Origin of the sequence: Flavivirga amylovorans, from assembly GCF_030540875.1 — a bacterium.
Classification (GTDB): Bacteria; Bacteroidota; Bacteroidia; order Flavobacteriales; family Flavobacteriaceae; genus Flavivirga; species Flavivirga amylovorans.
Map to the genome: position 1 here is coordinate 86,293 of NZ_JAUOEM010000005.1, position 15,681 is coordinate 101,973.

The following is a 15,681-nucleotide window of genomic DNA, read 5'->3' on the forward strand; positions in this document are numbered from 1 at the left end:
CGTTAGTAAAGGTGTCTTTAGATGCCATTTCTACACATAAAAAGGCAGGAATCTATTTTAGTAACTTACTTGTTTCAATTAAAAAGATTCCTGCCTTTGCAGGAATGAATTATGCTTTTTTAGCTTTAGCTCGGTTTGCTTTAGCTTTTTTTAATTGCTTTTGTATTTTCTTTATTGCGGACTCTATTGATTTTTCAGGTTCTATAATATTATATAGTCCCCAGAATTTAGGATCAGAAAAACCAGAGGTTGCATCGGCTAAAATAGTTGTTGGACGCATCATTTTATTTCTTGGCTTTTCTATAACAGCATCCTTAATTCTCCAGTCTGTAATGGCCATTTCACTATTTAGCGTGTAAACATTGTTAAATAATTTTCTTTTCCAATTAACTTTAAACGTTAGTGAGATATTGCTATAGGCATAATGCCATTTACCGTTGTTAGTTCTGTAATTAACTCTATAGGTTGCTTGAGTTGGGTAAACAACAGCAGCTCCAGGTTTTTTGCGTACATACATTTCACTGGTTAATTTTCTATTTTCAACATTTAAGCTATAAACAGCATTTGTAAGTGCTAATGTTTTGGCCTCAATATAAAGCTTGCCATAGAATAAAGGAGCTGTAACCGTTGGCTTTTGTTTGAAATTAATAACGTAAACTAAATTTTCGTTTATTCGAGTAGATGAATCAAAGCTAAAATCATAAAGTGGGATATTTTCATTTGTAAAAATATACTCTGGATATTTTATAATATCAGTATACAAATTACTAAAAGGCCCTCCTTGTAATTTTACGGCTAAGGTGTCGAGCCTTGTATAATCTGTTTTCTTTCTTGATTTTATAAGCTCAATAGCATCTCTTTTATGGCTGTCGTATGGACGTTTATGTATTTGTACAACAGCTTCAGAGAGTGACGCATTTCTTTTTCTCTTCTTTATCGTTTCTCTATAAAAAGCTGTCATTAACGTATTGCTATTGTTGTATAGCAAACTTTTATTTTTGAGAGCAGCTTTTAAAAGTGATTCAGCATCTTTATATGTGTCAATTTCAACAGCTGTTAACTCAGTAAGAGCTGGGGTTAATGCTATTTCTAATTTATTATCTAAAGTCGAAATTTTAAATTCTTTTTTCTCATAGCCCAAATGAGAAACAACTAAGGTACCATCTAGAAAGTCTTGAGGTACTTTTAAAAGGAATTCACCATCTGTATTAGTCACAGTACTAATATTAGAATTAGCAATGATTATGTCTGAAAAAACCAAAACATCTTTAGTTTTTTGATCAATAACTTCTCCTTTAATCTCCTTTGCGAATTGCTTGTCTTGAGCATTTGTAGTAGAAAAGCAAAAGATAAAAAGAACAGTTAAAGCTTTTATTGTTAGGGGGATAGCTCTTTTCATAATTATGTTAGATTTAAAATAAAATATACAAAAAAAAATGTAGATTTAGGTTAATTAGTAGTTTTTTAACATTCTAAATATACATTTTATCGGTAATATCTTAAATTACTTAATGATTTTCTTACTTGATATACTCAAATTTGTTTAAAAAATACTTGAACCCATAACACCAAAAATATTTAATTTATTTCAGGTGAATTATCGGTTAATGTTTTCATAAAATCAATCAACGCTTGCTGCTCATCTTTCGTTAAGTTTAAAGGACCTGTTGGTAACGTTTGTAATTCTGCATGGACTCCTATGCCTGCGCCGCCACCTCTATTATAAAAATCGACGATTTCTTCTAATGTGTTATAAACACCATTATGCATATAAGGTTCTGTTTTTTCAATATTTCTTATGGTAGGTGTTTTAAAGAAATGTTTTCTTTCTGGTGTTTTGTAAGTATGGTATCTACCTAAATCTTTACTGATTGTAGCATTAATGGTATCATTTTTTTGAGGGACACCAATTAATTCCATTTCCGTTTCTTTATATTCAGGAGGAATGGTGCCATTAAAAATTGGCGCAAAATGACACGTTGCGCATTGTGCTTTTCCTGTAAATAAATTAAAACCTTTTATTTCATTAACAGTTAGTGTACTTTCTAAGTTATTAATATTTCTATCAAATTTAGAATTAAAGGTATTTAAAGTTCTTACATAAGATGCAATAGCGTGTCTAATATTAAAATCGTCTCTGTTATTGTTGTATAATGAATCTAGTAAAAATTTATACTTAGGTTTATTTCTTACTCTAACAATAATAGAGTCCATAGTCATATTAAATTCATTATGATTATTAACAACACCTACTATTTGACCTTCTAGACTTCCTGTACGAGCATCATGAAAATAAGACTGTTGATATGCTGCATACGTTAAAGTTGGAGAGTTTCTTGTTTGTCTGGCATCAAAAGTCTTTCTACCATCGGTAAATGCCTTTGCTTTTATATGGCAAGTTGCACAAGCCATATCGGAGTTTTTAGAAAGGCTTTTATCGTTGAATAATTTTTTGCCTAAAGTTATTTTTTTAGATAGGTTCGTTGTGTCACTTTTATAATCGGAGAAATAATCCATATTTAAAGTCTCGGTAGTAAAAAGAGACGTTACATTATTTGATAAGGCTAATCGAAAAGGAAATACAACTTTCCAATCCTCTTGCATACTAACTAAAAGTTTTAACTGTGAATGTGTATGTTCTTTGATAAAAGCATACCTGTCAAAACTATCAAAATCATAATATAAAGCTTGTTTTGCTTTTAAAATTGAGTTTAAAATGTCTTGGTATAATACTTTAGATTGGAACTTGGTTTCAGTTAGTTTAACAATATTTTCTAAGGTGTTATAGGCATGTTGACTTTCTAATAGCGATTGACTTAATACTGGAGAATCATACCCTGTTATACCTGTAGTGGCTATACGCACGATTTCATTTCGTAATAACCAAATAATGTGGTGGTCTTTAAAATCAATATAAGCATTCTTCTTTATTAATTTTAATCGGCTGTTAGTAATAGAAATGATTTCTTTTATTTTTAAAGTATCTATTACAGGTTCATGAATTAGTTCTTCAATAACCTGAAATCCAAATGGGTTTCTAATTTTTATATCTGTTGGATCTTCCTCATGAATTTGCAGAATATTTGGTGCATTTAAGGATTTATAGTTGTTCTGATCTACAAATGATAAAATAGGCTCCATAGATTTAAAATGTAATCTAGCCTCTTTATAAAGCTTAATGTTGTCGTCTGTGTTTCTTAGTAATGCTAAAGTATCAAGCGCATTAATGCAGTGACTTAACTCTGTGAGATATAGATTTTTAATTTGCTCACTTAAAGTTATAGATTTAATGTCTGTAACTTCTTTTTTACAAGCAACCGTAGTTAAAAGCAAAAGACATATACCAGAAGTATATGCCTTAGCTTTTATCTTAAATAAAATGTTATTCATAAAGTATATTATCTGTCTAAACCTGTAATGACGTGTAAAACAGAACCTTCTTTTCTAGAGTTGTGAGCAGAGTTTGCTTTAACATCTGTAAAAGCAGAACCATCAGCAGGTTCCCAACCATGATTTTGAGTAATTAATAAGAATGTATTCTTGCCGTTGTTTACAGTTTCGGTAACATCAATCATACCTGTAAGTTCCCATCTTTTTTCTGTTGTACCATATCCTTGAGTTGCAGCTGCATCTTGGTCACATTCTAAAACCGTTTTTAAATCTCCAGTAGATAAATTATATTGATATAATTTTGCATACCCAGTAATATCCGAATTTAAAGAAGCGTATCCATTAGGGTCTTCTTGAATGTAGGCATAGTTTTCAGTTACTAAAATATTATCGGGAGAATGGAATCCATCAGCTTTTCCATTTTCTTTGTCACCATCTAACACACAAGTTATTTTTGCAGCTCCTGTAGGATCTGTTTCATTTAATACTACTTTGTAAATTCTACCCAATAAAGAGCCTTTGCCAACTAAACCTGCTTTATTACGACCCGTTACAGCAAAATATATTTCTCTTTGGTTACTAGCAGAACCTCTTCTCCAGTCTATATCCTCTAATCTAGAGAACCCCATAACGTTTTTACTTTTACACTCAGCATCTAGTAAGCTAATTTCTGTTTCATTTAATTCAACAAAATCAGCATCATATTCTGTCCCCTCAACCATATCAACTTCAAAATTAATTCCGGCAGAAGTCACTCTTAATCCGTATAATTTTCCACTGCTAAAATTTCCTCGACTACCTACGTACATACCTAATTGACCAGATGGTACAGAGTCATCCGAATGGTCGTCTCCAATAAAAGCAACTGTTTTATCTGCATAAGCATCTTTACCGATTACAACAGCATTTTCAGTAGACCATTGGCCTAATTTAGGTAGCATAATAGCATTGCTAGCATTATCTGTAGATTTATAAGGGTTCGTAGCAAAAACGCCTTTTGAAGCACCTCCCCATTCTCCACCAGATAGGTACAATGGACCAAACCCATGCTCTTCTGGAGTTACTAAAGAACCAGAACATTGTGCCGTAAATGCAGTAGCAAAAGCGTTTAGAATATACTCTCCATGAGTTGGTTGTAAGTCTTTGTTTAATTTAATTCTAGCGATAGAATAATCTGCTTCTATATTATTAATTAAAGTAAAAGAACCGTCATTTTCAGCTAATAAACCAGCACCATCCGCCATAGAACCATATACGAAATCAGGAGTTCCTTCTATTTTATCTTCTGAAGATAAAATAGGGGTTACAGTAATTGAAGAAAAAGCGCCATCTACTTTTAATAAATTAGGCGTTTTGGAAGTTTCTAAAGGAGGAAATTCAGTTACAGTTAAGTCTTCCCCATCTTCACCATCTTTTCCGTCCACACCATCTATACCGTCTTTTCCATCTTTTCCGTCTTCAATATCACAGCTAGTTACTGTTAAACCAGTAGTCGTTATAACTACTGATAGTAAAAAAAGGTTTAATAATTTTTTCATTTTAATTAGAATATTTTTTGGTTATAATTTATTTTCAAAATTATCATTAGACCATTTAAAGTCTGTTAAGCCATTAATGTTGTTACATTAATTTTGGGTTATTCTAAGGTTAATAAAGTTACCTACTTATTAAGGATGCTAATACAGTGTTAATAATACCTGTAGTCTAGTACTTACTAAAGTCAAAGTTTGATAAATTCAATGCTTTACGGTGGACAAAAGAGGGACATCATCGGATTTTTTTTTTTAATAAGCCTGATACTTATACATTCGTTATAATCAACTAAATATTAATATGATAACCAACCTCTTTACCTCTCTTGTAGTCTTTTTCTCGTTTATACTAAATCATCGTGCTCAAACTTTAAGAAGGTTTAGAACAGTTCTTTTGAGTTCTAATACAGCAAAATCCCCCTATTTGTATTAGGTTTTACTGAAATCTAAATAGAAAACATATTCGCTATTATTTAAATCACGTTATTTTTTTATATGAAGAAACAATTACTAATTTCTCTCATTTTTTTAATCAGTTTATCCTGTTATAGTCAGCAACTATATATGGAGTATGGTTCTACGGTATCTTCTTTTGATTATGAAAACTCTCAAGGACAGCCATTAGATAATTTACTATCAAAATCTAAATCATATTTTGGTATGGGTTACAGACATCCTATTAATAATGCAAAAACTTTGTTCTTAACAGCCGGTGCTACCTATAGTAGTTATGGAGCAGTAGGGAGTGAGCCTAGTGTAGATAATTATTTTGCCTGGGATGTTAGTTACCTAGGTATAAAAGCAGGCGTTGATGCTAAATTATTTCAATTAAGAGACCTTACTTTTTTCTTAAATGGCTCGGTAGCTTCCGAGTTTTTAATACGGGGAAATCAAACCATAAATAATGATGTGTTTAATTTAGTAGGAGAAGACGAATTTAATAATAACATTCTTTTTTTTAGAGCAGGAGTTAGTATGCAATATCCCATTTCCAGTAGTACAGCAATTTTTGCAGGGTATACCTATGGAAAATCAATATTAATTAGTAGTGGTGAAAGTGAGGAAAAATTAAAATTGAACGCTCACCAGTTTGGAATCGGGTTTATTATTAACCTACCAACATGTTATTGCGATTTTTAGATAGTTTGTAATATGGACAAATGGTGGACATCCTATTTTAGTATTAGTATTTATTATAGTTTAGATAAAAAAGAAATCTGGAGAATTAAAATATGAATATAAAACTAACCCAAAAGCATGTCTTTTTTCTATTAGCAATTTGTTTTGTGCATTCAATTAAAGCACAGCAAAAAGCAGATAGCAATTCGTACAAAATTATAAGATCCAATTTAGGAGCAGGAGGCACATCAAAAACAATGTTTACTTCAAAAGGATCATATGTTGTCAGCCAAAGTATAGGTCAATCTAGCGTTATTGGAACGTATTCCAATAATGGCTATTACTTAAGACAAGGCTATCAACAACCATCAAGCAGCATAAAAGTTGTAAAAAAATCAAGTACTAATAATTTATCAGCAGTAGTTCATCCAAATCCTTTTGGGCAATCGGTTTTGATATCCTTTACCGAAAGTATGACCAAAACCATTTCTGTTTTAGTATATGATATAAGTGGAAAACTTATTTATTCCAGAGCATTCCCCCCATCAAAAGATCTCGATTTAGATCTAAGTCATATTTCTAACGGATCCTATCTTTTAAAAGCTATTTCCAACGGGAAATTGTTTAATGCAAAACTCATTAAAATATAATTATAAATAAAAATATTTCGCATCAAAACCAACCAGAACTATGAAACGTATTTTTACTCAATTATTATTTCTCCTTTTTATTTTAAACGTATCAGCGCAAACCGATGGTATTAGCTACCAAGCCGTTATTATTGGGCCAGATGTATTAGAATTGCCAGGAGTAGACTCTGAAGGGAATTATCTGCCAAGCACTACTGTAGCTATTCGTTTTGTGATTTTTGATTCTGGAAACGAGGTTGAGTTTGAGGAAGTTCAAGTAACGACTACAGATGAATTTGGAAGAATCAACCTAATAATAGGAGCTGTTGAACATGACAACTTCGAGAAAATCAATTGGGATGGTACTGCTAAAGATTTAGCAGTTGAAATAGATTTTGAAGGCGGCAATAATTTTGTGGATATGAGTAGAGAGGTACTTACGTTTGTACCTTATGCTTACCATAGGAATATTACAGCAACAGGAACACTAGATGTTGATGATGACACCTTTTTAAATAGAGAACTAACTGTTGATGGCCCAACAACCTTAAACAGTACATTATCTGTAAATGGAGGTAACGCTACAACATTAACGGGAGATTTAACGGTAGATGGTACAACAAACCTTAACGGTACATTAGATGTCAATAACCAAAATACAACTAATTTATCAGGCGCATTAAATGTGGGGGTAGCAACTGGTGGATTTGATGCTTTGGCACCTACATTACTTAACGGTACATTAGATGTTATTGGTAAAACTACAGTTGCCGATTTTGAAGCGACAGGTGAGGCTTCATTTGCTAATTTAGAGGCCAATACATTAAAAGTTAATGATACCACCAGACTATTTGGAATGCTGGAAGTTGATGCCATAAGACAAATAAAATTAAGATCGAGTGTTTCAACTGGAGATATTACTTATAATAATGCTACACCATCTAAAGTCACTGGGGATGACCCAGGTCTTAGTATTGACAATTACCCAGTATTAGTAGAAGGAAGTAATCAAGGTATTGCTATTAAAGTGATAGGTAATAGAAGAAATGGAAATAATTTCGTGTCTTTTTGGGATGATGGTACGGACATGATGTGGGGACGTATTGAAGGTGAAATAAAAAGTGAATATGAAAATAATGCAGACTATCTATTTGATCAAAGCTCATTAGAGTATGATATATACGAAGCTGAAATTGATCGTAATTTTGCTATAGCTGACGCCGCAATTGGCGCTTTACAAGTTATTAAAGCGGCTACAGATTTTAGAGGCTGCTTAGGTATAGGAGGTTGTTTAGCGTCTCCTGGACCAGCCGATATAGCATTTGCAGCTGCTGAAGTTATTTCTGACGGTATTCAGGTTGGTTATGCACAAGATGCTCTTAATCGTGCCAGAGGCTATAAAGTTACTTACGATCAAAACAAAGATGAATTTGTAGGCGTATCATATGCATCTGGAGCCGGGGATTATGCAGAGTATTTATTAAGAGAACATATAAATGAAGAAATGACTTATGGTGACATTGTTGGTGTTACAGGAGGCAAAATATCTAAAAATACGATCAATGCTGAACGTTTTATGGTTGTTTCTTATAAACCAATAGTTTTAGGTAATATGCCACAACCAAGTGAAGAAGCTAATTATGAGAAAGTTGCTTTTATGGGCCAAGTACCAGTTAAGGTGTTCGGAAAGGTAAATGTAGGAGATTATATTATTCCTAGTGGAAATAATGATGGCATAGGTAAAGCGGTTGCACCGTCTAAAATAGCAGCGAATCAAATTAAAGACATTGTTGGAACTGCTTGGACAAACAGCAATAATAGCTTAGGGTTTAATTTAGTAAATGTGGCCGTTGGATTAAACAGAAACGATAATAATATAATCGTTGAAAGGTTGGCGCAAAAAGTGGAGGCACAGGCAGTAGAAATTCAGGATTTAAAAAAACAAATAACAGCTATTCATGAGATGCTTTCAAACCCTGGAAACGCTAATGCTTTAGTTTCAAAAACATCACATGAACATCAATCACACACAGAGCATGAAACAAGTACGGATGATGACCATTATGATGATAGAAAGTACGAGATTATAGATACAGATGAAGGAGAGATTGTTTATTGGGAAGTGACTCGCGAAGATTTTGAGAAAGGTTTGAAAATGGCAGAAGAACAAATGCGTATAGATGGTGTTGATATTGAAAACAATTTTTTATGGAAAAAATTAAAGAACGACTCAGCCTATAAAGAACGATTGTTGACGCAATTGAAATCAAAATTAGATAACCAATTTCATTATCATAAGGGAGTTGATAAAAAAGGAGGTCACTAAGACTGAAAGAAGTTAACTATGAATACCAGTGTTTTAATCAATTAACTTTAATCTGTACTACATGTCATTTCACATAAACATCTTCCTTGATAATTTAATAGTAAAGAAACAATTTGTGTTTTCTTTTGTGATATTACTGTTTGGAATATCATTTTCGGTAGCACAAACCACAGCAATACCAAATGATAACTTTGAAGACTACCTCGAAACTCATGATGAAAATGGGGCGGTAGTAAATGTTGGAGATGCTACCAGTATGGGAGATGGGATTGCAGGCAATAATGCTGTTACTACTACAAGTATCTCAAATGTTTTATCTCTTAATGTTAGCAATTTAAATATATCTGACTTAACGGGAATTCAAGGTTTTGCAAGTTTAGAGACACTTATATGTAGTGGTAATAATTTGACGAGTATTGATGTTTCAAGTAATACGAATCTAAAATCTTTACTCTGTGGATCTAATCTCTTAACTGTATTGCAATTAGAGAACAATCCTGATTTAGAAACGCTTAATTGTTCTAATAATCAAATACAAAATTTAAACTTAGTAGATCCAGGGACTCAAACACCTTACAATCCATTATTGAAAAGCTTAACATGTTCAAGTAATCAGTTGACAAGTATAGATGTTAGTAAGCATAATGATCTTAACTTATTAAATGTTTCAAAGAATAGATTAACAGGCGAGTTAATTGTAAGTAATAATTTGGATCTAGAGAATTTGTTTTGCGCTTCAAACCAAGTTACAATCTTGAATCTTTCAGCAAACACTGTGTTAAAGAATCTTGATGTATCAAATAATTTAATTTCTAACTTAGATTTAAGCACTATAAATACTCGTGCTTGTCCAGACCCACAAACCAATCCGTTAACGATTTGTCAAGGCACAAGTAATATTAATGTTTCTAATAACCCATTAACTAATTTAAATATAGCAAATGGTTTTAACGATTTAATCTCAATATTTAATTCCGAGGATAACCCCGATTTATTCTGTATTCAAATAGATAGTGGTTTTTCTGTGCCAACAGGTTGGACAAAAGATGATTGGACGTACTTTGGAGACACTATTTGTACAGATGAGCTTACTTATGTTCCTGATGATAATTTTGAGACTTATTTAGAAACTCATGATGAAAATGGCGTTGTTGTTCCTCTAGGTGATGCAAATAGTATGGGAGATGGTGTCGCTGATAACAATTTTGTAACGACCACAAAAATTGAAAATGTTTTAGCACTTAATGTTCAGAGTAACAATATAGACGTGTTAACTGGTATTGAAGATTTTATAGCCTTACGAACTTTAGATTGTAGTAACAATCAATTACAGCATTTGGATGTTAGTAATAATGGTGATTTAACGGGACTTAATTGTTCTAATAATACACTACCAACATTAGACATTAGCAGTAATATTGGATTAATAACTTTAAATTGTTCAGGCAATACGCTTGCTAACTTAGAATTAAATACGAATACAGCTTTAGTAACTTTAAACTGTTCGAGTAACGTTTTGAGCAATTTAGATCTGAGTGCAAATACGTTATTAGACAATGTAGATTGCTCTTTCAATCAAATTGAAAATTTAAATGTAACCACTAACACGGCTTTAGTTTCTTTTTTATGTAATGATAATACCTTGTTAGCACTGAATGTTAAAAACGGAACGAATGTTAGTCGTCTCAATACTTTTAATGCAACAAATAATGTTGATCTAGTATGTATTGAAGTTGATAATGTGACATTTTCAGATAATAATTTAGGGTGGCAGAAAGATAATGGTACCGCAACTTATAATCTTAATTGCGGGACTTATGTACCAGATGATAATTTCGAAGATTATTTAGAAACTCATGATGCTAATGGAGCAATTGTTGCTCTTGGTGATGTAGCAAGCATGGGCGATGGTATCGCTAACAATAATTTTGTAACGACGAATAAAATAAGGACAGTGCTTGGTCTTGATGTTCAAAGACTGGGTATTTCTGACTTAACTGGAATTCAGGATTTTATCGATTTACAAGATTTAAACTGTTCTAATAATGCACTAACCACTTTAAATTTAAATACAAATACAGCATTACAAACATTAGATTGTTCTACCAATCAAATTGAAAACTTAAATGTTGTGCCTAATATAGCGTTGGAAACAGTTATATGTAATGGCAATAGGTTATTGACGTTAAACGTGAAAAATGGTACTAATAATGGTTTGCTTACCACCTTTAATGCGACCAATAACCCTAGTCTGTTTTGTATTAATGTTGATGATACAACCTATTCAGAAAATGAAGCAGGTTGGCAAAAAGATGATACTATAGCTACTTATAGCACGGATTGTGAATTAAATCGTTTTACAGCCATACCAGATGATTTTTTTGAACAGGCCTTAATTGATTTAGGTTTAGATTCTGGACCATTAGATAACCAGGTTTTAACAGCCAATATAGAACATGTATTAGTCTTAAATGTTAATAATAAACAAATTGAAGATTTAGAAGGTATAAAAGGGTTTTCATTATTACGAGAATTGGATTGTAGTAATAATTATTTAAATGATCTGGACGTCAGTGACATGGTGAATTTGGAAGCACTTTACTGTAGTTCAAATTATTTTTTAACTAATAATACAGCAAATACGAATGGACTTCTTAATACGACAGGAACCAGTAATCTAAGAAAATTATTCTGTGCAAGTAATAATTTAGGAGATTTAGATACCTCACTCAATGTAAATCTAGAAGCGTTAGATTGTGCAGATAATAATTTAGATGTTTTAAATGTTACAGGAAATTCATTATTAAAGGAACTTAATTGTTCAAATAATAATTTAACAGGTTTAGATATTAGTACTAACGTAACGTTAGAAGATGTTAATTGTGATAGTAATAAAATTTCCAATTTAAACACTGCAACTCTAAACAATACAACCCTTGTCAAAATAAGTTGTGCGAGTAACGATTTATCGACATTGTTGATTGGTAATTATGTTGCATTAGTAGATTTAAACTGTAGATCGAATTCTTTAACGCAACTTATTACAGGTGCTAATGTTGCTCTTGAGTTTTTGGATTTTACTGATAATCAAATATCAGATATCATACTAACCACGAATACTAATTTGGTACAACTTTTGGCTGCACAAAATGAATTAACACAACTAAATATAGGAACAAATACGCTTTTAGAGAGTTTAGACTGTAGTTATAACCAAATTAATCAACTTCTTGTTAATTCAGCACTTTCTTTGAGGTATTTATCATCTGCAAATAATCAACTTACCGATTTAGATTTAAGTAATAATTTAGATTTAATAGATGTAAATGTTAGTTCTAATAGTTTATCTGGTTTACAATTATCAAATAATCTAAACCAATTAAAATCTTTCAACTGTAGCAGTAATATGCTAGATGATGGCATCGATTTAAGTACTATGGGCACTGGCACGTGTCCTACAGCGACTCCTAATATACAGGCTATTTGTCCAACCAATATAACTATCAATGTATCAAACAACCAATTAGAGTTTTTGAATATTCAAAATGGGGTTAACAATCGTATTTTAAATTTTAATGCGACATTAAACGCCAACTTAAGTTGCATACAAGTAGATGATGTCAATGCAATTGGAGCAAGTTGGAAAAAAGATGCAACATCTGAATATAGCATGGATTGTCGTTTTGGTGAAACCTATGTGCCTGATGATAATTTTGAACAAGCTCTAATTACTTTAGGTTACGATGTAGGCCCTTTAAATGATTACGTACCAACAGCAAACATTGAAATACTTACAGTTTTAGATGTTAGCGGAAATAATATTTTGGATTTAACTGGAATTGAGGATTTTGAAGCACTTCTGAATTTAAATGTTTCAAATAATGCGCTTACAACTTTAGATTTAAGTAAACATGTAGATTTAACAACGCTTGATGTTTCAAATAATAGCTTATCAGATTTAGACTTGAGTGATAATACGGCTCTAATTACGATAAATTGTTCCGATAATTTGTTAACAACCTTAGATTTAACAGCAAATATTAATGTTACTAATTTAAATATAGCGAATAATAATTTTTCTGAATTTGTGCCAAGTAATATCCCTTCACTACAAATTTTTAATTGTGATTCTAACCAGATAATCGATCTGGATTTTACAATGAACACTGGTTTAACCAGTTTAAGTTGTGCATTAAATGAATTGGAAAGTTTGAATATTAAAAATGGTCAGAATCCAAGTCTTACAAATTTAAATGCTCAAAATAATGTGGATTTAACATGTATCCAAACGGATACTGGAGCAGTTCCAGGCGGTGTTACCTGGATAAAAGATGCTACAACTCAATATGCGATTAACTGTCGTTTTGGAGAAACCTATGTTCCTGATGATGCTTTTGAAACCGCTTTAATAAACTTTGGATATGATACAGGAGCTCTAGATGATTATGTACCAACGCGTACTATTAGTAATATCTCGTTTTTAGATATCAGTGAAAAAGGTATTTCAGATTTAACAGGAATTGAAGATTTTACAAGTCTTACAATATTAAATGTTGAAGAAAATGATATTGCAACTGTAGATTTAAATGCTAACGTGCTTTTGGTAAGCTTAAATGCGTCCAATAATGTACTTACTACAATCGATTTAATGGCGCTCACTGATTTGAGAGTATTAAATATTTCAAATAACGATTTGTCGCAAATTAACATAAATTCAAATCTAAGTTTAAGAGAATTGAACGTTTCCAGCAATGCGTTAACTGCCCTAGATGTAAACGTGTTAGTTGATTTAGAAAAGTTAAATTGTTCGTCTAATTTACTCGATGCGTTAAACGTTACTTCTAATACTAAACTTATAGAACTATTTTGTCAATCTAATTTATTTATTCAAGATAGGTTGAATCTTCAAAATGGGGCTAATGCTACTTTAAAACGATTCAGTGCTACAAATAACCCTGATCTCAGGTGTATTTTAGTTGATAATCCTTTCGAGGTCATTTCTAATGCAGGCGGCACTTATGATAATTGGTTTAAAGATATCTCAGCAAGTTATCAATCTATTTGCTCTGATGCGGATAATGATGGTATTGCAAATGTAGATGATCTTTGCCCCAATACACCATTTGGAGAACCTGTAGATTTATTTGGATGTCCATTTTTAAGTTTGCCAAATGATAACTTTACAGTTTTAATTACAGGAGAAACATGTTTAAATAATAACGACGGTAAAGTAAATATCACTACCAAAGAATTATATAATTACAAGGCTAATTTAACAAAAGATGGCTTTGATAGAGATTATAATTTCACGAATGAAATAGATATTAAAAATTTACTAGCAGGAATGTATAGGCTCTGTATAACCGTTGAAGAGTGGCCTAATTATTTAAGGTGTTATGATGTTATAATCAATCATCCAGAAAACTTAGAAGTAATAACAGGAAAAAGGAGTACCGGTAAAGAAGTCTCTTTTGAGATGTCAGGGAATTCGAGCTATAATGTAGATTTTAATGGGTTTAAGTATACCACTAACGATTCTAAAATTACGTTGCAATTAGAGGAAGGATCAAATAGTATCAAAATTTCAACAGACTTAAAATGCCAAGGGATCCATGAAGAAACTATTTTTATATCAGATAGCATGTTTGTATATCCAAATCCGTTTCAAAACGATGTTAATATTTATTTAGGAGATGCTGAGGAAAATATTGAAGTTAATATGTATTCATATCTGGGGCAGTTGGTATACTCTAAAAAAGTTGAAAATAGAAAAAGTAGACGTTTAAATATTGATACCAATAGATTCGCTTCAGGACTTTATACCGTATTTATTCAATCAAAAAAATCAGTATCCACTTTTAAAATTGTAAAAAAATGAGACCACTAGTTTATATACTCTGTTTAGCTTTTTTAACTTTAGGATGTAGTAAATCTTCTGATGATGGTGTCGATGAAGGACAAAACCCTGAAAACCCAGATGGTAATCCAAATCAAGGTGCTGAGTTAGCAGTTAATTTAGTATTCCCGCATAAAGATGGTCTGTGTAATTTAGGTACAGATATAACACCGACACAAAGCACTGTACTTTTTGAGTGGCAGGCAAGTGATATCGCTGAAAATTATACCATTGTTATTGAGGACTTAACAACAGGAACCATTATCCAAGCAGAAACCACTGAAGATAAAGTTCCAGTGACTATAAACCGAGCCACACCACATGCATGGTATGTAGAATCGAGTTCAGGGTCAAAATCAGAGAAAAGTGATACTTGGAAATTCTTTAACGCTGGGCCTGGTGTGCAAACCTATGCACCTTTTCCAGCAGTTCTTGATGCCCCGGCAATGGCATTATCTATAAGTACAGCAAGTGTTACGTTGCAATGGACGGGGAGTGATGTTGATGACGATATTGTAGGGTATGATGTGTATTTAGGAACAAGTAATAATCCAAGCATACACGCTAGTGATTTGACTGCTAATGAATTAAATGTATCGGTAACTTCTGGAACTGTTTACTATTGGAAAATTGTTACAAAAGATGAAGTCGGTAATGCTTCGGATTCTGATATATTTCAATTTAGAGTCTTGTAGTTGAAGTTTATTGCGACAATTTTAAATGAGGTGAAGGTATTAACTTAATTTTTAGATTTAGAAAAATGGAATAACTGTATATTTACATGATTAT

The 15,681-nt window shown here is 32.0% G+C and carries 8 protein-coding genes; 5 read left to right on the forward strand and 3 right to left on the reverse strand.

All coding sequences use genetic code 11. The features are described 5' to 3' along the window. Positions 1-109: 109 nt before the first annotated feature. The 3 genes from Q4Q39_RS14575 to Q4Q39_RS14585 form a co-directional block, all read right to left on the reverse strand. Complete coding sequence (locus tag Q4Q39_RS14575) at positions 110-1,399, reverse strand: carboxypeptidase-like regulatory domain-containing protein (RefSeq protein WP_303283283.1); 1,290 nt, start codon at positions 1,397-1,399, stop codon at positions 110-112. A 179-nt stretch (positions 1,400-1,578) separates the two neighbouring features. Continuing rightward, positions 1,579-3,390, reverse strand: a complete 1,812-nt coding sequence (locus Q4Q39_RS14580) for a cytochrome-c peroxidase (protein WP_303283284.1) — start codon at positions 3,388-3,390, stop codon at positions 1,579-1,581. A gap of 8 nt (positions 3,391-3,398) precedes the next feature. Next, positions 3,399-4,928: a PhoX family protein gene (locus Q4Q39_RS14585; RefSeq protein WP_303283286.1), complete on the reverse strand. Its 1,530-nt coding sequence runs from the start codon at positions 4,926-4,928 to the stop codon at positions 3,399-3,401. A 558-nt stretch (positions 4,929-5,486) separates the two neighbouring features. Here Q4Q39_RS14585 and Q4Q39_RS14590 point away from each other — a divergent pair. The 5 genes from Q4Q39_RS14590 (at position 5,487) to Q4Q39_RS14610 (ending at position 15,587) form a co-directional block, all read left to right on the forward strand. Continuing rightward, complete coding sequence (locus Q4Q39_RS14590) at positions 5,487-6,062, forward strand: hypothetical protein (RefSeq protein ID WP_303283287.1); 576 nt, start codon at positions 5,487-5,489, stop codon at positions 6,060-6,062. A gap of 92 nt (positions 6,063-6,154) precedes the next feature. Next, positions 6,155-6,691, forward strand: a complete 537-nt coding sequence (locus Q4Q39_RS14595; RefSeq protein ID WP_303283288.1) for a T9SS type A sorting domain-containing protein — start codon at positions 6,155-6,157, stop codon at positions 6,689-6,691. Between the two features lie 40 nt (positions 6,692-6,731). Beyond that, a complete protein-coding gene (locus Q4Q39_RS14600) occupies positions 6,732-8,996 on the forward strand; it encodes a hypothetical protein (protein WP_303283289.1) in 2,265 nt (754 codons plus the stop codon). Between the two features lie 61 nt (positions 8,997-9,057). Continuing rightward, positions 9,058-14,874: a T9SS type A sorting domain-containing protein gene (locus tag Q4Q39_RS14605; protein WP_303283291.1), complete on the forward strand. Its 5,817-nt coding sequence runs from the start codon at positions 9,058-9,060 to the stop codon at positions 14,872-14,874. Beyond that, on the forward strand, positions 14,871-15,587 hold the full coding sequence (locus Q4Q39_RS14610) for a hypothetical protein (protein WP_303283292.1): 717 nt from the start codon (positions 14,871-14,873) through the stop codon (positions 15,585-15,587). Before Q4Q39_RS14605 ends, Q4Q39_RS14610 begins: the two co-directional genes overlap by 4 nt. Positions 15,588-15,681 lie beyond the last annotated feature (94 nt).

Bases quoted from the DNA above. Each gene is read 5' to 3' on its own strand.
- Q4Q39_RS14605 (WP_303283291.1), top strand. From the start codon at position 9,058: ATGTCATTTCACATAAACATCTTCCTTGATAATTTAATAGTAAAGAAA.
- Q4Q39_RS14610 (WP_303283292.1), top strand. From the start codon at position 14,871: ATGAGACCACTAGTTTATATACTCTGTTTAGCTTTTTTAACTTTAGGA.
- Q4Q39_RS14600 (WP_303283289.1), top strand. From the start codon at position 6,732: ATGAAACGTATTTTTACTCAATTATTATTTCTCCTTTTTATTTTAAAC.
- Q4Q39_RS14580 (WP_303283284.1), bottom strand. From the start codon at position 3,390: ATGAATAACATTTTATTTAAGATAAAAGCTAAGGCATATACTTCTGGT.
- Q4Q39_RS14590 (WP_303283287.1), top strand. From the start codon at position 5,487: ATGGAGTATGGTTCTACGGTATCTTCTTTTGATTATGAAAACTCTCAA.
- Q4Q39_RS14595 (WP_303283288.1), top strand. From the start codon at position 6,155: ATGAATATAAAACTAACCCAAAAGCATGTCTTTTTTCTATTAGCAATT.
- Q4Q39_RS14575 (WP_303283283.1), bottom strand. From the start codon at position 1,399: ATGAAAAGAGCTATCCCCCTAACAATAAAAGCTTTAACTGTTCTTTTT.
- Q4Q39_RS14585 (WP_303283286.1), bottom strand. From the start codon at position 4,928: ATGAAAAAATTATTAAACCTTTTTTTACTATCAGTAGTTATAACGACT.